Source organism: Photobacterium japonica (assembly GCF_050337005.1).
Taxonomy (GTDB): domain Bacteria; phylum Pseudomonadota; class Gammaproteobacteria; order Enterobacterales; family Vibrionaceae; genus Photobacterium; species Photobacterium japonica.
The window spans coordinates 1-18,258 of the sequence record NZ_JAKJSN010000007.1 but is presented as its reverse complement, the minus strand read 5'-3'; the positions used below and the strand labels follow the sequence as shown (position 1 = coordinate 18,258).

15 protein-coding genes, 3 tRNA genes, 1 pseudogene and 1 riboswitch are annotated in these 18,258 nt (G+C 53.3%); of the genes and pseudogenes, 3 read left to right on the top strand and 16 right to left on the bottom strand.

Annotation, left to right across the window (positions count from 1 at the left end; genetic code table 11):
* Positions 1–2: 2 nt before the first annotated feature.
* From tatA to rmuC, 5 genes and pseudogenes are all read right to left on the bottom strand, one after another.
* The gene (gene tatA / locus L4C36_RS00560) at positions 3–257 is read right to left on the bottom strand and encodes a Sec-independent protein translocase subunit TatA (protein ID WP_428475837.1); all 255 of its coding nucleotides are present in this window, start codon (positions 255–257) and stop codon (positions 3–5) included.
* Between the two features lie 69 nt (positions 258–326).
* Positions 327–1,964 carry a ubiquinone biosynthesis regulatory protein kinase UbiB gene (gene ubiB, locus L4C36_RS00555; protein WP_428475836.1) on the bottom strand — a complete coding sequence of 546 codons (1,638 nt, stop codon included), beginning with the start codon at positions 1,962–1,964 and terminating at the stop codon, positions 327–329.
* On the bottom strand, positions 1,961–2,572 hold the full coding sequence (locus L4C36_RS00550) for a ubiquinone biosynthesis accessory factor UbiJ (RefSeq protein ID WP_428475835.1): 612 nt from the start codon (positions 2,570–2,572) through the stop codon (positions 1,961–1,963). Before L4C36_RS00550 ends, ubiB begins: the two co-directional genes overlap by 4 nt.
* A gap of 7 nt (positions 2,573–2,579) precedes the next feature.
* A complete protein-coding gene (gene ubiE / locus L4C36_RS00545; protein ID WP_428475834.1) occupies positions 2,580–3,335 on the bottom strand; it encodes a bifunctional demethylmenaquinone methyltransferase/2-methoxy-6-polyprenyl-1,4-benzoquinol methylase UbiE in 756 nt (251 codons plus the stop codon).
* 378 nt (positions 3,336–3,713) lie between these two features.
* A pseudogene (rmuC, locus tag L4C36_RS00540) lies at positions 3,714–5,183 on the bottom strand (DNA recombination protein RmuC); the annotation flags it as partial.
* A 243-nt stretch (positions 5,184–5,426) separates the two neighbouring features.
* Here rmuC and L4C36_RS00535 point away from each other — a divergent pair.
* Positions 5,427–6,347 (top strand): DMT family transporter, encoded by a 921-nt coding sequence (locus L4C36_RS00535; protein WP_428475833.1) that lies wholly within the window; start codon positions 5,427–5,429, stop codon positions 6,345–6,347.
* A gap of 138 nt (positions 6,348–6,485) precedes the next feature.
* On the opposite strand, the gene L4C36_RS00530 is transcribed toward L4C36_RS00535, so the two are convergent.
* The gene (locus tag L4C36_RS00530; RefSeq protein WP_428475832.1) at positions 6,486–7,712 is read right to left on the bottom strand and encodes a multidrug effflux MFS transporter; all 1,227 of its coding nucleotides are present in this window, start codon (positions 7,710–7,712) and stop codon (positions 6,486–6,488) included.
* 412 nt (positions 7,713–8,124) lie between these two features.
* On the opposite strand from L4C36_RS00530, the gene L4C36_RS00525 reads away from it, so the two are divergent.
* Positions 8,125–9,912 carry an aminopeptidase P family protein gene (locus L4C36_RS00525; protein ID WP_428475831.1) on the top strand — a complete coding sequence of 596 codons (1,788 nt, stop codon included), beginning with the start codon at positions 8,125–8,127 and terminating at the stop codon, positions 9,910–9,912.
* Positions 9,913–10,021: 109 nt separating this feature from the next.
* Here the strand turns inward: L4C36_RS00525 and thiH are convergent, their stop codons facing one another.
* From thiH to L4C36_RS00490, 7 genes are all read right to left on the bottom strand, one after another.
* Positions 10,022–11,134: a 2-iminoacetate synthase ThiH gene (gene thiH / locus L4C36_RS00520; protein ID WP_428475830.1), complete on the bottom strand. Its 1,113-nt coding sequence runs from the start codon at positions 11,132–11,134 to the stop codon at positions 10,022–10,024.
* Positions 11,135–11,145: 11 nt separating this feature from the next.
* Positions 11,146–11,916, bottom strand: coding sequence for a thiazole synthase (locus L4C36_RS00515; RefSeq protein WP_428475829.1), 771 nt, complete (start codon positions 11,914–11,916; stop codon positions 11,146–11,148).
* A 1-nt stretch (position 11,917) separates the two neighbouring features.
* Positions 11,918–12,127: a sulfur carrier protein ThiS gene (gene thiS / locus L4C36_RS00510; protein ID WP_428475828.1), complete on the bottom strand. Its 210-nt coding sequence runs from the start codon at positions 12,125–12,127 to the stop codon at positions 11,918–11,920.
* Complete coding sequence (locus tag L4C36_RS00505) at positions 12,102–12,905, bottom strand: HesA/MoeB/ThiF family protein (RefSeq protein WP_428475827.1); 804 nt, start codon at positions 12,903–12,905, stop codon at positions 12,102–12,104. Before L4C36_RS00505 ends, thiS begins: the two co-directional genes overlap by 26 nt.
* Positions 12,895–14,154, bottom strand: coding sequence for a thiamine phosphate synthase (gene thiE, locus L4C36_RS00500; RefSeq protein WP_428475826.1), 1,260 nt, complete (start codon positions 14,152–14,154; stop codon positions 12,895–12,897). Before thiE ends, L4C36_RS00505 begins: the two co-directional genes overlap by 11 nt.
* Positions 14,154–16,097: a phosphomethylpyrimidine synthase ThiC gene (gene thiC / locus L4C36_RS00495; protein WP_428475825.1), complete on the bottom strand. Its 1,944-nt coding sequence runs from the start codon at positions 16,095–16,097 to the stop codon at positions 14,154–14,156. Before thiC ends, thiE begins: the two co-directional genes overlap by 1 nt.
* Before the next feature lie 143 nt (positions 16,098–16,240).
* Positions 16,241–16,338, bottom strand: a riboswitch (TPP riboswitch).
* A gap of 96 nt (positions 16,339–16,434) precedes the next feature.
* Positions 16,435–16,857: a universal stress protein gene (locus L4C36_RS00490; protein ID WP_428475824.1), complete on the bottom strand. Its 423-nt coding sequence runs from the start codon at positions 16,855–16,857 to the stop codon at positions 16,435–16,437.
* A 187-nt stretch (positions 16,858–17,044) separates the two neighbouring features.
* On the opposite strand from L4C36_RS00490, the gene crcB reads away from it, so the two are divergent.
* A complete protein-coding gene (gene crcB, locus L4C36_RS00485; RefSeq protein ID WP_428475823.1) occupies positions 17,045–17,428 on the top strand; it encodes a fluoride efflux transporter CrcB in 384 nt (127 codons plus the stop codon).
* Positions 17,429–17,564: 136 nt separating this feature from the next.
* Here the strand turns inward: crcB and L4C36_RS00480 are convergent.
* The 3 genes from L4C36_RS00480 to L4C36_RS00470 form a co-directional block, all read right to left on the bottom strand.
* Positions 17,565–17,641: transfer RNA gene (locus L4C36_RS00480), tRNA-Trp, on the bottom strand.
* A gap of 352 nt (positions 17,642–17,993) precedes the next feature.
* Positions 17,994–18,070 (bottom strand) — tRNA-Trp (locus L4C36_RS00475).
* A gap of 37 nt (positions 18,071–18,107) precedes the next feature.
* Positions 18,108–18,184, bottom strand: a tRNA-Asp gene (locus L4C36_RS00470).
* Positions 18,185–18,258: the final 74 nt, after the last annotated feature.

Below are 18,258 nucleotides of genomic sequence, written 5' to 3'. Positions count from 1 at the left end.
CGTTAAACCTGCTCTTTGTCTTTTTGGCTCTTTTGAGCCTGCTCAGTCTGCTGCTGTTCAGTCAGTTTCTTCTGATCGAAGTCTGCGTCAGCTTCGGCGTCTTTCTTCGCGGCTGGCTCATCATCGCTGATCGCTTTTTTGAAGCCTTTGACCGCCGAACCCAAATCACCACCCATACTGCGTAGTTTTTTGGTTCCGAATAGAAGCACAATGATCAGTGCAATGATTAGCAATTGCCAAATACTAATACCACCCATGCTTGTTTTACCTCAGCTTATTGTGGTTGATAACAAAACGTTTTTTGTGTCGGGCGCTCACTTTACCGCCTATTTGCGACAAGCACGCCACCCAAGTAACCAAAACGTGATACCCGTTACAGCACAGCCGGCTGCATAAGTGTCCATATGATTACTCAAAAGTATGGCAGAACATACAACCAACGTTGCACCAATGCCAAAGTGGAACCGTGCCTGGCCCTGATGGCGGCGATTCTCCATGAAATGATCATAGAGGGTATCGATCCGCTGATTCAGCGTATTGCCCTGACGCAAGCTGTCATAGAGTAATTCCGGCAATTCCGGCAGCTTTTCAGCCCAGAACGGTGCACGGCTTTTGACTCCATCAATCACGGCTTGCGGGCCGACCTGACGCGACATCCAGTCTTCTAAGAACGGTTTGGCGGTGTCCCACAGATCAAGCTGCGGATACAACTGACGACCAAGCCCTTCTACGTACAACAGGGTTTTCTGCAGTAACACCAGTTGCGGTTGCACTTCCATATTGAAGCGACGCGCGGTATTAAACAGATTCAGCAATACATGCCCAAAAGAGATTTCTGCCAGTGGCTTTTCAAAAATCGGCTCACACACCGTGCGAATGGCAAACTCGAATTCATCGACATTGGTATCTTTCGGTACCCAGCCTGAATCGACGTGCAATTCCGCCACTTTGCGGTAGTCGCGATTGAAAAACGCCAGCAGGTTTTCGGCCAAATAACGCTTATCTTCCCGGTTTAGGGTGCCGACAATACCACAATCTAACGCTATCCACTGCGGATTTTGTGGATTTTCCCGCGCGACAAAAATATTCCCCGGATGCATATCTGCATGGAAGAAGCTGTCACGAAACACCTGTGTGAAAAAGATGGTGACGGCATTTTCTGATAGCAGTTTCATATCGGTGCCGTTGGCGATCAATGCGTCAACATCCGACACCTGGATCCCGTAAATACGCTCCATCACCAACAGGTTTTCTCGACTTAAGTCGGTGTAAACCTCTGGCACGTAGAGCATCGGGTTGTCTTCAAAGTTGCGACGCAGCTGGATCCCGTTGGCAGCTTCACGCATCAGGTTCAGCTCATCGAGCAAGGTTTTCTCGTACTCACGCACCACTTCCATCGGGCGCAAACGGCGCGCTTCTGGCAGCATTTTGGACAGTAAACTGGCCATGCGGTACATCAGCTTAATGTCGGCTTGGATCACTGGCAAAATGTCGGGACGGATCACCTTGAGGACAATTTCTGCCCCATTTTCACGCAAGGTGGCAGTGTGCACCTGCGCGATGGACGCAGACGCTAACGGCGTTTCATCAAAGTCATCAAACCAGGTTTCCAATGGCCCGCCTAACGCGGCTTCCATTTGCTGCTTGGCCAACTTGCCATCAAACGGCGCGACCTGATCTTGCAACAAGGCCAATTGGTCTGCGATGTGCGGCGGGAACAGATCCCGACGGGTCGACATCATCTGACCGAATTTGATCCACACCGGCCCGAGCTCTTGCAGGGCTAAACGCAGGCGCTCACCCAAGGGTTTCTCGGGATGTTGGTTCTTGAGCCAGTACAAACCACGGCGCGCCGTTTTCGGCAAACGCAAGCGTGGGTCGTCAGGCAGCAGTTCATCCAATCCGTAGCGTAATTGCACGGCGGTGATCTGGTAAAGCCGTTTTAATTCGGCATACGCAATCATGAGGCGCTCTGCTCAAGTAAACGGTTCAAACGGGCTTCACAGCGGGCCACGTCACTCTTCAAGTCATCCACTTGATCGGCAAAATAGGCGATTTCCAACGCTTGCGGCGCCAGTTTCCACTCTTCGGTGATCACTTCGGCCACGTAACGTTGATGACGCTCGACACCCTTTTGTACCCAGCGTACGCCTTGTTTGGCTCCACTGACTAACGTATGGGCGACGATATCACCGGTGTAATGAGACAGCTTCTCTTCCACGTCCGGCTTCAGGCCACTCAGCAACGTCGAGAACTGTTGTGCCAACTGCACATCCCCATCAATCGATAACTTGTCGGCTTTGATCAGCTGGGTCAAGTTGGCTTGCTGGCGCAATTCTGGCAATACCGAGAGGTTCAATGCCAATTCGCAATCGGCCTCACCCTCGTACGCACCCAGCACATCAATCTGCTGGCTGAAAACAAACACCAACTGCTTGCCAAACTCATTGAGCTTGACGCGGATGATCTTGCCACGCAGACGGGCGAGACGGCGTTGGCTGTCTTCGTCTTCTTTGATCAGGGTGTTGAGTGAGGTCTCAATCGCCCCCGTGACTAACGCATCAACCGGCATAGGATCCTCAGAACTTATAACCACGGTGCAAGGCAACAATGCCGCCCGTCAGGTTGTAATAATTGGTTTGCTCGAAACCGGCGTCTTGCATCATGCTTTCCAGCGTATTTTGGTCAGGATGCATGCGAATCGATTCCGCCAGGTAACGGTAGCTTTCGCTGTCGTTGGCAATGATTTCACCCATTTTTGGCAACAGGTGGAACGAATACGCATCGTACACTTTCGACAACGGCTCAAGGATTGGCTTGGAAAATTCCAGCACAAGTAAGCGGCCGCCCGGCTTCAGTACGCGGTACATCGAGCGTAAGGCTTTGTCTTTATCGGTCACGTTACGTAAACAGAAACTGATGGTAATACAGTCAAAAAAGTCATCCGGAAACGGCAACTCTTCGGCATTCGCCTGCACGTAACCGACATTGCCGACCACGCCCAAGTCTCGCAGTTTACTGCGACCCACTTTCAGCATGGAGTTGTTGATATCGGCTAAGATCACTTGTCCGCCATCACCCACAATACGGGAGAATTTCGCAGTAAGATCGCCGGTACCGCCGCCTAAATCCAGCACTTTATGACCGCGGCGTACACCACTGCAATCGATAGTAAATCGCTTCCAGACCCGGTGAACCCCCATCGACATCAGATCGTTCATGATGTCGTACTTGGCGGCAACAGAGTGAAAAACTTCCGCGACCAGCTCCGCCTTTTGATCCTTGGCTACGGTACGATAGCCAAAATGGGTCGTATCTTGTGTGGTGTCCGTCATGTTCATTCCGTCATGGTTAACTATTTGTCAATTACCGGCCTAGTGTACTTGATGGTTGTCCTTTGCTCAAAGCCCAAGATTTAATCATTTATCGACCTCGTCCGAGCCGGGATGCTGAGCCACTTGACCGTCTTCCCCAAAACGCACCGCATGGCGCAAGGTGTGGTGTAAGACCTGACTGTGCGCAGCAGGTGCTGGCGCCGGACGCGTCGTCGACAAGGCAGCAAGGTGATTCGGCGTATCGCTCTTCGGTACCTTGATCTCCGGCATGTCATTCTTGGGGCCACCGTTCAGTGGTACATCATGCTTTGGCGCCTCACTCTTCGACACATCGCTCTTTGGCCTATCGAGTTCAGGCACATCTGCCGCACCCAACATGGCTCGCTCCACCAGCAGTGGCGTAATATCGCGTTTCACTTCTACGCCCAATTGGCGGAACCCTTCCGCTTGGCGGATCACGTTGCCACGCCCCGTCACCAGTTTATTCATCGCCCCTTGGTAGCTTTGGTTGGCTTTCTCTAACGAAGCCCCCACCCCTTCCATGTCCGTCACAAACAGGCGCAGCTTGTCATACAACTTGCTGGCACGTTCGGCGATCTGTTTGGCATTCTGATTCTGGCGCTCGTTTCGCCACAGGTTACTGATGGTACGCAGTGCCACCAGCAAGGTGGTCGGGCTGACCAGCATGATGTTTTGATCCATCGCATCACGGATCAAGCGCGGATCGGCGGCAACGGCCGACTGAAACGCGGGCTCAACCGGAATGAACATCAAGACATAATCGAGGCTTTCGACCCCGTGCAGCTGATGGTAGTCCTTACGGCTCAGGCCGCGAATGTGGCTGCGTACCGAGGCGATGTGCTCGCCCAGCGCCAACTCTTGCTCGGCCAAGGTCTCGGCATTGAAGTAACGCTCGTACGCCACCAGTGACATTTTGGCATCGACCACCACGTCTTTGCTTTGTGGCAGGTGGACGATCACATCCGGCTGATAACGTTTGCCGTCTTCATTTTCTAAACTGACCTGCGTTTGGTATTCGTGGCCTTCGCGCAAGCCTGACTCACTCAAGACGCGTGCCAATACGACTTCGCCCCAATTCCCTTGCGCTTTGTTGTCGCCTTTCAGGGCTTGGGTCAGGTTAACGGCTTCACGGGCCATCTGTTCATTGAGTTGTTTGAGGTTGTTGATCTCATGCACCAGCGTATGACGTTCACGCGCTTCCTGGCTGAAATTGTCATTCACCTGTTTGCGGAACCCTTCCAACTGTTCACGCAACGGGCCCAACAGGCCGTGCATGCTGATCCGGTTTTGCTCATCAACGGTACGGCTTTTCTGCTCAAACAAGCGGTTGGCTAAACTCTCAAACTGAATCCGTAGGCGCTCTTCGGCATTTTCCAGCAGGGCGATTTTCTCGTCTGCGGCTTTTTGCTCTTCAAAGTGGCGGGCTTCTTGTTCACGCAAATCCGCTTCCAATCCAGCGTTGGCCATACGGGCATTCTCGAGTTGTTCGGTCAGATAGGTTTTTTCATTTTTCAGCGCCTCGAAATGGCGCATTTTTTCGAGTGCCGCCGCTAAACGGCCGTGCATCTGGCGCAATTCTGCCGTCAGGCGATCGCGCTCCACGTCCATCTCATCCAGCTCTTGGTTGCGCTCATGCAATTGGCTTTGGCAGTGCTCCTCGCGGCTCTGAGCCAGACACACATCGGTGTCGGCCTGCTGCTGTAACAGTTGGATCTGCTGCTGCCATCGGGTGTTGATCACCCATGCGGTGATCGCACTGGCCAGTGCCGTGCACGACACCCCAGCCACTACCACCCATCCATATCCGGACAGCCACTCATTGATCATGTTTTTTATCCTGACTCATTGTTTTTTCAGGCGCGATCACGCCGTATTTTCATCTATCAAGGCTAAGGGGATACTGGATGAATGTCCAGTCGCAATCCATGGGATAACAGTCGCTGTTCTGCAAAATATTACATTGACTCTGTGAGGTGCTAGCCGCCCTTTAGACAATCGCATACACTGACTTTCTAACCGATCCCACCCCGTGGCATCGCTGCCCCGGTCGCACTTGATTATGGATGAACAATGAACGAACGTTATGCGCTCGGGTACGGCTTATCGGCCGTCCTCTTGTGGTCGACGGTGGCCACTGCGTTTAAAATTACCCTGAACTATTTCTCGCCGGTACAAATGCTGGTTGCCGCCAGTGTGGTGTCCGCTTTGGCGCTGTTGGCAATCGCCCTCTACCAAGGCAAGCTTCACCTACTCAGCCGCACCTTCCTAGCGCGCCCGCTGTATTATTTACTGCTCGGGCTCATTAATCCGTTTGCTTACTACTTGGTACTGTTCAAATCCTATGAGCTGCTGCCCGCCTCACAAGCACAACCGTTGAATTACAGCTGGGCGATCACCTTAACCTTGATGGCGGCGGTGTTCCTTGGGCAGAAAATCCGTAAGCAAGATTGGATGGCCTGTTTGCTGGGGTATCTGGGCGTGGTCGTGATTGCCACCAAAGGCGATGTCATGGCATTGCAGTTTGATAGCCCGATGGGCGTAGCGCTGGCGTTGCTGTCTACCTTGCTGTGGGCGATGTATTGGATTTTGAATACCAAAAATCAGGCGGATCCGGTACTCGGTGTATTTCTGGGGTTCTTGGTCTCGTTACCCTTTTCGATCGGTCTGAGCCTGTATCACGGCGGCTGGGGGGACGTGCCTTGGCAAGGCTGGGCAGCGGTGAGTTATGTGGGTCTGTTTGAAATGGGGATCACGTTCGTGTTGTGGATCAATGCACTCAAGCTGACCCGCAATACGGCACGGATCAGCAACCTGATCTTCATCTCGCCGTTTATCTCTCTGATGCTCTTAGCCACCATTATCGGCGAGCAGATCTACCCGTCAACGCTGGTTGGCTTGGCCCTGATCATCTGTGGCTTAGTGATCCAGCAATGGAAAGGCAAAAGTAAAAACAAGAAAGACGCGACCGCCGATCCCTCTTCTGCTGCGTAATCTTTCTGCTCGGCACCAGACATAAAAAAGCCTGCCACTTACGTGGCAGGCAAAGAAGTATCCGGGTTGTCGAGACCCTGCGCCTTTTGAGCTGAAGCGTCTTATTATTGAAACTTATCGATGTCTGTGTAGTGCGCCTTATGCAGTAACGGGTGCATGCCAACGGCGACCCAAACGGCTCCACAGCAAAATCAGCCCCGGGATCAGTAGCCACATTTGCAGCACCATCAAATTTGGTGGTGTCAGATCCAAACGCTGGGTCAAGCTGACCATCACACCCGCCCCGCTCATCTGGAATAAACCCAGCAAGGCGGCGGCAGTACCGGCGCGGTCACCAAACGGCGCCAACGCTTTACCGGCCGAGGAGCCCAATACAAAGGCAAAACCAAACGATGAAAGGAAAATCGGTACCATGAACGCCCACGCGGCGTGAATATGACTCATCACCAGCATCAAGCCGCCCGCCACCAACAAGATCAGCAAGCCGGTGCTCAGAGTGGTGCGCGAACCAAAGCGATCCATGTATTTCGGGGCAACCATACACGCCAGAATATTCAAGGCGGCATTCACGCCAAACCACACGGTAAATTGGTTCATGTCTTGGCCCAGTTCCATCATCAACCACACTGGGGCAGAAGTGACGTACGCCAGGATCACGGACATCGCCAACATGCACAGCGAGGCATGGAACAAGAAGGTCGGTTCACGCAGTACCGACAGGTAACGAGATAAGCTGATCGTCGAGCCTGACACGTCGGTGGTCGCTGGACGCGTCTCTTTGAACTGCAGCACAATCAACAGACCGGCGACAATGGCAAAACCCGCCATGAAACTGAAGTTTGAGCGCCAGCCGAAATGATGCGTCAGCCACGTGCCCAACAGTGGCGCCAACGCGGGAATAAAGCAGATTGCACCGTTCAGGTAGCTGATCATGCGGCCGCTTTTCTCGGGACCGAAGCTGTCACGCACCGCTGAGAACGCCGCCACCGACGTCGCACAGGCGCCGAAGCCTTGCAGCAAACGGGCCACCAGCAACATGTCGAGGCTTTGTGCCATATACGCCAACGTGGCACTCACGCCGTAAATCAGGATCCCGCCAAGGGCGATCGGACGACGACCAAAACGGTCAGCTAAAGGCCCGGCTAACAATTGGCCGAGACCCAGACTGAACATGAACCACGTAATCGTGTCTTGCACGCGGGTCGTATCCACGGCAAAGGTATCTGCCATCGCAGGGAATGCGGGCAGGTAAATATCAATCGCCAATGGGCTGAAAAGCACCAATATCACCATCAAGGTGACCAACTTGGCACCGGTCGGGCCAGCGGAAGAGGATAAGGGAGTGGGCTGCGGATTTGATTGCATAGTGATGGCTCAGGGGTGTCCGAGTGAAGAATGGCGGCAGTCTACGTCGAACCTGATATGAATAGAAATGGTTTATATTCAAGTCACGATTTCCTTTTTGGAATATCACTATCCTTTCTCAATTCCTCCCTCACCACGCCAGCATGTCCTTCTCTCTTCAGTGCCCCCTTTGGCATCACATCAGGCCACAGTGGATAAATCCAGCCCGTTCCATTGCTGTTGCTACGCTGTAAACAGGATTTCACTGCCCACCAATTGCAGCCACTGAGCAAACACGCTAACGTAGTACGATCAGCCTGAACAGTTAAGCCTTTTCATGCGGCTACACAGCGGCCTTTACGGGAACGGTTAACTCTTCAGGCTGGCATCCATGCCGTCACAGGGACGGTGACAAGTGAAAGGAATAAAGCACATGCAAACCAATATCGCACAACGCGTAGCGCAGATCCGCCAGTGGTTGACTGACAACCAGCTGGATGCCCTACTGATCCCCCACGAAGATGAATACCTCGGGGAGTACATTCCCGACCATAACGAGCGCCTGCACTGGGCGACCGGCTTTACCGGCTCAGCGGGTATGGCGGTGATCGCGCGCGACAGTGCCGCCATGTTTGTTGATGGCCGCTACGTGGTACAAGTGCGCAAGCAAGTCCCGGGCGACATCTACGAATACCGCCACCTGATTGATGAGCCGCCAATGCAATGGGCCTTGGATCACCTGCCAGCGGGCAGCAAAGTGGCCATTGATGCCCGCCTGCACAGCAGCGCATGGCTGACCCGCCACACCGCCATGGTGGCCAGTGAACTGGAGCTGGTCTGCATTGACGACAACCCTATCGAGTTATTCTGGCATGACCGCCCTGCTGCGACGCTGTCAAATGCCAAACTGATGGGGCTGGATTTTGTCGGCCAAAGCAGTGCGGATAAACGCCAGCAAATCGCTGCGAACGTCACCAAGCAAAAGGCCGATGCCGCGCTACTGACTCAGCTCGACAGCATTGCCTGGCTATTGAACGTGCGTGGCAGCGATGTCCCAAGCCTGCCTGTACTGCTGTCGACGGCCATCATCCATGCCGATGCCAGCGTCGATTTCTTTATCGATCCTGCTCGCCTGCCCGCAGAGTTTACCAACCATGTCGGTGACGGCGTACGCGTCCAAGCCCCTGAAGCCTTGGAAGCGGCCCTGCAGCAATTAGGCGGCAAAGCGGTGTTGGTCGATCCGGCCACCAGCAATGCGTGGGCCAGTCAGGTTCTGCGTGCAGCCAACGCCACATTGATTGAAGCAGCCGATCCTTGCTTGCTACCAAAAGCGGCGAAGAACGCCACTGAAATCGCGGGCATGATAGCCTGTCACGTACGTGATGGCGTGGCGGTATCAAAATTCCTCGCTTGGGTTGATCGCCAAGTGGCACAAGGCAACCTGCTTGATGAAGGCACCTTGTCCGATCAACTGTGGCAATTCCGTACGCTCGACAGCAGCTGTACCGATGTCAGCTTTGATACTATCTCCGCGGCAGGCGGCAACGCCGCGATGTGTCACTACAACCACCTGAACCAACCGACACCAAGCGTGTTGGAAATGGACAATGTTTACTTGGTGGATTCAGGCGGCCAGTACCCAGACGGCACCACCGATATCACCCGTACTATCGCGATCGGCACGCCGGGGGATGAGGTGAAGCAGACCTTTACCTTGGTGTTAAAAGGCCACATTGGTTTGGCGTCAGCTCGCTTCCCTGCGGGAACCACTGGCTCACAGTTGGATGCCTTAGCGCGTCAACATCTGTGGGCATACGGGTTTGATTACGACCACGGCACTGGCCACGGCGTCGGCCACTTCTTGAGTGTGCATGAAGGCCCGCAGCGTATCGCCAAGGTATACAACCCAACGGCACTGCTACCAGGCATGGTCTTGTCTAACGAGCCGGGTTACTACCGCGCTGACGCGTTCGGCATTCGTATCGAAAACCTGGAGTTGGTGGTCGAGATTGAAACCGCGGGCGACAGACATGTCATGGGCTTTGAATCACTGACCCGTGCGCCGATTGATCGTCGCTTGGTGGACGTCGCCTTGATGACAGACAGCGAACTGGCTTGGTTGAACCGCTACCATGAGACAGTCTTTGCGGCGATCAGCCCAGCCCTTGAAGGCGACGACTTGGGATGGCTTGAACAAGCGACCGCACCGCTAAGCCGCTAAGCCGCTCATCCAAGAGCAGTAAATCAGCAAGCCACATAGAAACAGAGTAAAACAAAACGCCCGTCTTGCACGGGCGTTTTTCTTTATGCTGACTTCGTTACTCAGGCAGTTATCCCGAATAAGCGTGATGCCAATCCTTCCACACCACTTCAAACCCGTGCTGCTTGACCGCTTCCGCCACCTTGGCCACAGAGCGTTCATCACTGATCGCAAATTGCTCCAGCTCTGGCTCGCCATCCGCGTACCCGCCTGGCTGGGTTTTCGATCCTGCCGACATAGACGTGATCCCCAAAGGCAACACGTTATCGCGAAAGTGCGCGGATTCACGGGTCGATAATGACAACTCCACTTCCGGATTCAGTAACCGAAAGGCACAAATCAGCTGCACCAATTGAGGGTCTGTCATGATGGATTTCGGCTGCAACCCCCCTTCACACGGGCGCAAACGCGGAAATGAAATGGAATAACGGGTCTGCCAGTAAGTGCGTTCCAGATACGCCAAGTGCGCCGCGACAAAGAAGCAATCCGTGCGCCACTCATCCAGTCCAATCAAGGCACCAATACCGATTTTATCGATCCCCGCACGGGCCAAGCGATCCGGCGTGTCCAACCGATAGTGGAAATCCATCTTATTGCCCCGCAGATGATGCTCCGCATACGTCGAGGCATGGTAGGTTTCCTGATAAACCATCACGGCATCTAACCCGAGGGTTTTCAGCTCAGCGTATTCGGCCTGATCCAGCGGTTGCACTTCCATCGCCAAATAACTGAACTGCGATTTAATCGCGGGCAAGGCCTCACGGAAATAGTCCATCCCGACTTTGCGCTCATGTTCTCCGGTCACCAGCAAGATGTTGTCAAACTGCATCGCTTTGATCGCCGCGCATTCGCGCTCAATCTCGGCCACATTCAATGTACGTCGCTTAATCCGGTTCTCCATGGAAAATCCGCAATAGGTACACGCATTGGCACACAGGTTCGACAAATAGAGCGGGACATAAAAAGACATGGTATGACCGAACCGTTTGCGGGTCAGGGCCGCTGACTGCTGCGCCATTTGCTCAAGGTAAGGTTCCGCCGCTGGTGAGATCAGGGCTTTGAAATCCTCCAAGTCGCGCTTGGGCTTGCGCAGGGCCCGCTCCACATCCGCCGCTGTCTTGCTGTAGATAGACAGGCGAATATCGTCCCACTCCAGCCGCTGCCACACATCGACAAAACTCATCGCACGCTCCTTTATGCTGGCTGATCCAAAAAGGCCGTTAAGGGACTGGAAGCGATGGCTTGATTCACCGTCCCTGCCAGCCCAGCCTCATACGCCATGCGCCCGCCTTCCACTGCCAACTTAAACGCTCGCCCCATCACAATTGGATCGGCAGCTGCAGCAATCGCCGTGTTTACCAAGACGGCATCAGCGCCCATTTCCATCGCTTCTGCCGCATGGGACGGCGCCCCGATACCGGCATCCACAATCACCGGCACCCGCGCCTGATCGATGATGATTTCGAGAAAATCACGCGATGCCAGCCCTTTGTTGGTGCCAATCGGCGCGCCCAGAGGCATCACGGCCGCACAGCCGACTTCTTCTAGCCGCTTACACAACACCGGGTCGGCATGGCAATATGGCAAGACAATGAAGCCTTCGCGCACCAGCATCTCAGCCGCTTTCAGGGTTTCTATCGGATCGGGCATCAGGTATTTCGGATCCGGGTGAATTTCCAACTTCAACCAGTTGGTGCCCAATGCCGCACGAGCCAACTTGGCAGCAAACACCGCCTCTTGGGCATTCTTCGCCCCAGACGTATTGGGCAGCAGGTTCACCCCCGCTTCGATTAAGGGGGCGAGAATGTCATCGTCCCGCTTGTCGATATCCACACGCTTGAGCGCCATAGTGACCAATTCAGAGCCCGAAGCGATAATCGATGACGCCATGGTATGGCGGTTCGCGTACTTCCCTGTGCCTGTGAATAGGCGTGAAGAGAAGGTTTTATCTGCAATCGTTAACATCTCATCCTCCTGCAATCGCTTGAAACAGGGCAATACGATCCCCGTCACTCAAGGCCGTTGTCTCCCACACCGGACGCGAGACAATCTCTTCATTCACCGCGATGGCCGTGGCCTGTAGCGGCATCCCTAAATGTTCCAGCAACGCCGTGATGCTGAGCCCTTCCGGTACCGCCACGGCTTTATCATTAACCTTTAACGTAATTGTCGACATCAACATTGCTCTCTTTTGACACGGACGGGCCACACACCGGGCACGACGTATCTTGCGTGAAATGAAAAGATTGCCAGTGCAGGGTCAGGCCATCAAAGTGTTGGAGACGGGAGAAGCTCCCCTCTCCCGCGCCAGTCAGCAGTTTGAGGGTTTCCAACGCTTGCAGGGTACCGATATTGCCCACGACGGGGCCGATGATCCCACCGGTACTGCAGTTTTGCGGGGTGTCTTGCGCCTGATCCGCCAACGGAAACACACAGTGGTAACATGGCCCGTGACCGTGGCGAAAATCAAACGCCATTAACTGCCCTTGCCACTGGATCGCGGCCCCCGAAATCAAGGGAGTATGCGTCGCATAACACGCACGGTTCACCGCATGACGGGTTGCCAGGTTATCCGAACAATCAAGCACCACATCGGCCTGTGCCACTTCCATGGCTAAACGTTCAGCGGCCAAACGGGCATTCACCGCACGTACTCGCACGAGCGGATTGAGCGCCCGCAATTGTGCGGCGGCTTGCTCGGCTTTCGGCAAGCCCACATCGGTTTCCCGATAAAGTACCTGACGCGGCAAGTTAGAAGCCTCAAGGTGATCATCATCAGCAATCACCAATTGACCCACACCAGCGCCAGCCAAATACAACGCAGCTGCCGAACCTAAACCGCCGGCTCCCACAATCAACACGTTGGCCTGTGTGAGATTGACCTGTCCTTGCTCGCCGACCTCCGGCAACATGATCTGTCGGCTGTAACGTAAGAACGCCTGATCACTGAGCATGGTCGGGAACTCCTTTATGCTCGCGCACCAACACCTGCTGAAATGCAGCGACCGCGAGTGCCGGATCGTCGGCTTGGGTAATGGCGCGTACCACAGCAACACTGCTAACACCGGTGCGCCACACTTTCTCAACGCGTGACAAATCAATCCCGCCTATCGCCACGGTGGGGAACGCGTCGCCGATCAGTTTATGGTACAGCGCCAAGCGGTTGAGCCCTTGCGGCTTGGACGGCATGGTTTTGGTGGTCGTTGGAAAGATATGGCCCAGCGCGATGTAGCTCGGCGAGAATTCGGCCGCACGCAGAATTTCATAGTAACCGTGCGTTGAGAGGCCTAAACGCAGACCCGCAGCCGCAATCGCGGCGAGATCGGCGGTGGTCAAATCTTCCTGTCCCAAATGCACCCCGTACGCGCCATGATCGATCGCCAGTTGCCAGTAATCATTCACAAACACTTGTGCCTGATGCGAGGAGCCCGCAGCCACAATACGGGCAATTTGCGACGATAACGCCGGAGCGAGGGGATCTTTGATCCGCAGTTGGGTAGTCATGACACCGCATGTCAGCAACTGCTCCACCCATTCTGCCGAATCGACCACGGGATACAGCGCTAACTTGGAGCGATCCACAGGAGCAAAAGCCGCCACAGCCACTTCGGTATACTGCCAGCCCAACGCATCAACCTCGGCGTGATTCGCCGTTAACGGACGCGGAAACAAACGGCGATCCACTGGCCATGTACCGCCAGCGTCACCGTCTGTCTCAAACACATACCGACGCGCATAAGCGCGCGCCAAGGTCACCGCATCCTCTAAGGGATAGTCCAATGCTAAGGCGGCCAACAACATAGCGCGCTGAGCATCACTGCCGCCAGTATGATGGCAATACACCGCACGCGCTTCACCGTCGTGGTGCCACACATCAACACAGCCGCTGTCGGTCGGCAAGCCACACACCACAAGGTGCGATGAGATGGCAACTTGCTGCTGGATCTCGGCCAATGTCGGGTACGGGGCCAGCCATTGGTCACGCACCACGTAAACATATCGTCCATCCTCGTTATTGACGGGCTGTGTCGCGTCAAACGCCACACTGAAACGACGCCCGTCCACATCCATGTCTACCACTGCCGATTCACTCCATGCCAGATGCACCGGCTCGCCCAGCTGATAATGATCAGCGGCAGCCAATAATGGCTCAAGGTGCATCAACAACGGCGTCAGGTGATCGGGTAAACAGATGGTGTTCATTAGCTATCCTCTTTAGCAGGGTGATAAAGCTCACTGCCTCGGGCTTTGAATGTCTCCGACATCTGCTGCATACCAGCCTGCTGAATCGCCACCGCCGAATCGTCCATCACCTCAATAGCTACCGCTTTGGCGGCTTGTTGATCCAAATCTTTGGCGTATTCACGCACTTCCTGCGAAATTTTCATCGAACAGAATTTCGGTCCACACATCGAGCAAAAGTGAGCGATTTTGCCCGACTCTTGCGGCAGGGTTTCATCATGGTAAGCACGTGCCGTTTCAGGATCTAAACCGAGGTTAAACTGATCTTCCCAGCGGAATTCAAAGCGCGCTTTCGATAACGCATTGTCACGCACCTGCGCGCCGGGATGACCTTTGGCTAAGTCTGCCGCATGGGCACACAGCTTGTACGTGATAAGCCCTACTTTGACGTCTTCTTTATTCGGTAGGCCTAAATGTTCTTTCGGGGTGACATAACACAGCATGGCACAGCCGTACCAACCAATCATCGCTGCGCCAATCCCGGACGTAATGTGGTCATAACCCGGTGCAATGTCTGTAGTCAGAGGGCCGAGGGTATAGAAAGGAGCTTCATGGCAGTGCTTGAGTTGCTCTTCCATGTTTTCTTTGATCATGTGCATGGGGACATGACCGGGGCCTTCAATCATCACCTGCACATCATATTCCCAGGCGATCTTGGTCAGCTCACCCAAGGTACGCAACTCACTGAACTGGGCTTCATCATTGGCATCAGCCACCGAACCGGGACGCAGGCCATCGCCCAGTGACAGGGAGATATCGTATTGGGCACAGATCTCACAGATCTCGCGGAAGTGCTCATACAGGAAGCTTTCTTTATGGTGAGCTAAACACCACTTAGCCATGATGGAACCGCCTCGTGACACAATACCGGTCACTCGCTTGGCGGTCATGGGGACATAACGCAACAACACACCAGCATGGATGGTGAAGTAATCCACCCCTTGCTCGGCTTGTTCAAGCAACGTGTCGCGAAACACGTCCCAATTGAGGTTCTCTGCTACCCCATTCACTTTTTCCAGCGCCTGATACATGGGCACGGTCCCAATAGGCACAGGGCTGTTACGAATGATCCATTCACGGGTTTCATGAATATTACGGCCGGTCGATAAATCCATCACGGTGTCGCCCCCCCATCGGGTCGACCACACCAATTTTTCGACTTCTTCTTCAATAGAAGAACTGACCGAAGAATTGCCAATGTTGGCGTTCACTTTCACGAGGAAGTTGCGACCGATGATCATCGGCTCAGATTCAGGGTGATTGATGTTGGCAGGAATAATGGCGCGTCCTTCAGCGACTTCCTGACGCACAAATTCGGGGGTGATTTCGGCCGGTAAGTTAGCACCAAATGCCATGCCTGGGTGCTGTTGGTTTAACACCTCATCACGGTATTTGGCACGCCCCATGTTTTCTCGAATCGCGATGTATTCCATCTCGGGGGTGATCACCCCTTTACGGGCATAGTGTAGCTGGGTGACATTGGTGCCAGGTTTGGCACGGCGAATACGGGCTTGTTCACTAAAACGAAGATCATCCAGCGTAGTATCTGATAGGCGCTCTTTGGAGTAGGCCGAACTTTGTTCATCGAGCAATTCGGTGTCACTGCGCGATGTGATCCACGCTTCACGGATTTGAGGTAACCCGGTGTAAATATCAATCTCGTGGTTAGGATCGGTATAGAAACCAGAGGTGTCGTACACCCGCACGGGTTCATTCGGCTCTAGAATGGGATCATCTTTCGTGCCACCGACCAGACTGTCGGCTAAGCAGATTTCACGCATCGGCACTTGAATATCATCGCGGCTACCCGTGACATACACTTTATGCGAATTGGGGTAAGGTTGAATCGTCAATGATTCAATAAATTGTTTCGCTTCCAGTCTCGCTTGTTTGCGATTCGACATAGCAATTTCCTGTTAATCCATTTGGGAAAGTTGCTTGACGGATGGGTGCGTAAACAAGAGGCTACACGTAGGGGTATAGCATCATCTGATCCTGCAGTCAGGCTTTATAAGGTATGAGGCAACATATAAGCACATGACAAAAAAGATAATTTTCTCTTGTTCCCTTCGCAGGTATTAGCCTGATCAGGTTCTACGGATCCCGCAATGCGGTCTCAGCCCATGGGCACTCCGACAAGTTGAGCATTGAGTATAAATTAGCCATTTATCATCATCAACCCGAAACGGAGATTTCACCGACTATCATCCACAAACCCTACTGCATTCTCATTTTATCTCATTACTGGCAGACCAGCACATCGCCACGAATATGCTGCGATAAGGTATGGCCGACATCCCCTAACCAATGCACGCCGGACTTACGGCAACCGATGATCACCAAACTCGCTTCCAACGTCTCCGTCAACGCGATCAAATGCTTGATTACATCACCATTCGCGAGATGGATACCCGTCACGTGATAGGGGGACTGCGCTGACAATGCCATCAGTTGCTGCTGGCGCTTATGTTCAAGGCTCTCATGAGCGGCATCCAATTCAAGTTCGGCATCTGCAAAACTCACATTTCCCATGCCCGGCTCGACAAAGGCGACATGCAGCTCGGCGTTATTTTGCTCTGCGACCACCGCAGCTTTCACTACCAAGCGATGAGCTTCATTATCGTCAGGGTTAACCGCCACTAAAATTGTGGGATACAGCGCCATGATTCTCTCCTTTAATCTCAACAATGTGCGAAATGCCATGCTATACCTAATTGTCAGCCTACACCCTTGTGGGTACGGCGATATACAACTCAATCAATGATTGCAAAAATACCGCAGCCGGAAGGTGATAGTGACCGTCATAACATGGTATTAGTATGGCATTCTTTACTTATCGAATGAGATCCCAATGAACCAGTTCATTTTTCTGGGACTAATCGCCCTTGGTGGAGCGTTTGGTGCTTGCTCCCGCTACCTCATTTCTGAATTCTGTGTATCCTTGTTTGGGCGTGGCTTTCCGTACGGCACACTCGTTGTGAACGTGGTGGGATCGCTGATTATGGGACTGATGATGTCGGCCCTTAATCAAGGCATGATTGGGGCGGTACCTTCCCGCCCGTTAATCGGACTCGGTTTTCTTGGCGCACTCACTACCTTCTCAACCTTTTCCATGGACAACGTCATTCTGATGCAGCAAGGGGATTTCATCAAAGCTGGCCTGAACATCTTACTCAACGTCACACTGAGTATTACCGCCTGCTTTATTGGTTATCAGTTGATGCTGAAAAGCTAACCTATAACGTCATACACCCTTACCGCAGAAACAAAAAAGCTCTCGTTGCAAAACGAAAGCTTTTTTATTAGAACATCGAAAATTATAAATCCCAGAAACGAGCAAGGCCCTGATCTTTCGATCAGGGCCTTAAATGTGGCAGGGGTGGAGAGATTCGAACTCCCAACACGCGGATTTGGAATCCGCTGCTCTGCCAATTGGAGCTACACCCCTAGTGCATGTAAATATACTACTGATCCACACTCAAACTGCAAATACATTTTCTTGTACTCACTCACAGTATCCGTAAAAAATCACACTACATGACGTTTCTCACTTTTTACAGAGTATGCAAGTACTCGGTATCGATAGATCTACAACTCTGCCAGTTAAGTGTAAAAAACGAAAAAGGCGCTAGCATTTCTGCTAGCGCCTTGAATGTGGTAAGGGGTAGAGAGATTCGAACGCCCACACGCGCTGATCGTTGGTATGGCGGAATCCGCGGCTCTGCCAATGACAGAAATATTCACCACCACAAAACACTAGACGTAAAAAAGCCCCAGCATTTCTGCTGAGGCTTTAAATGTGGCAGGGGTGGAGAGATTCGAACTCCCAACACGCGGATTTGGAATCCGCTGCTCTGCCAATTGGAGCTACACCCCTGTAGTTGTTTTAAAGACTTAACTGTGTCTGAATAAAGTGGCGGAGCGGACGGGACTCGAACCCGCGACCCCCGGCGTGACAGGCCGGTATTCTAACCAACTGAACTACCGCTCCACACGGAGATAAAACTTTCGTTTTATCCGATACCTGTCGTTCAGAACAAATATCTTAAATTTGAAGCCTGGCGA

Excerpts from the sequence above, each read along its gene's own strand:
- tatA (WP_428475837.1), bottom strand. The coding sequence starts at position 257 with ATGGGTGGTATTAGTATTTGGCAATTGCTAATCATTGCACTGATCATT.
- thiS (WP_428475828.1), bottom strand. The coding sequence starts at position 12,127 with ATGTCGACAATTACGTTAAAGGTTAATGATAAAGCCGTGGCGGTACCG.
- L4C36_RS00530 (WP_428475832.1), bottom strand. The coding sequence starts at position 7,712 with ATGCAATCAAATCCGCAGCCCACTCCCTTATCCTCTTCCGCTGGCCCG.
- L4C36_RS00505 (WP_428475827.1), bottom strand. The coding sequence starts at position 12,905 with ATGCTCAGTGATCAGGCGTTCTTACGTTACAGCCGACAGATCATGTTG.
- L4C36_RS00490 (WP_428475824.1), bottom strand. The coding sequence starts at position 16,857 with ATGGCGCTGTATCCCACAATTTTAGTGGCGGTTAACCCTGACGATAAT.
- thiH (WP_428475830.1), bottom strand. The coding sequence starts at position 11,134 with ATGAGTTTTGTCGATGTGTGGCAGCGGCTGGAGTGGGACGATATTCGC.
- thiC (WP_428475825.1), bottom strand. The coding sequence starts at position 16,097 with ATGTCGAATCGCAAACAAGCGAGACTGGAAGCGAAACAATTTATTGAA.
- L4C36_RS00550 (WP_428475835.1), bottom strand. The coding sequence starts at position 2,572 with ATGCCGGTTGATGCGTTAGTCACGGGGGCGATTGAGACCTCACTCAAC.
- L4C36_RS00515 (WP_428475829.1), bottom strand. The coding sequence starts at position 11,916 with ATGTTAACGATTGCAGATAAAACCTTCTCTTCACGCCTATTCACAGGC.
- L4C36_RS00525 (WP_428475831.1), top strand. The coding sequence starts at position 8,125 with ATGCAAACCAATATCGCACAACGCGTAGCGCAGATCCGCCAGTGGTTG.
- thiE (WP_428475826.1), bottom strand. The coding sequence starts at position 14,154 with ATGAACACCATCTGTTTACCCGATCACCTGACGCCGTTGTTGATGCAC.
- crcB (WP_428475823.1), top strand. The coding sequence starts at position 17,045 with ATGAACCAGTTCATTTTTCTGGGACTAATCGCCCTTGGTGGAGCGTTT.
- L4C36_RS00535 (WP_428475833.1), top strand. The coding sequence starts at position 5,427 with ATGAACGAACGTTATGCGCTCGGGTACGGCTTATCGGCCGTCCTCTTG.
- ubiE (WP_428475834.1), bottom strand. The coding sequence starts at position 3,335 with ATGACGGACACCACACAAGATACGACCCATTTTGGCTATCGTACCGTA.
- ubiB (WP_428475836.1), bottom strand. The coding sequence starts at position 1,964 with ATGATTGCGTATGCCGAATTAAAACGGCTTTACCAGATCACCGCCGTG.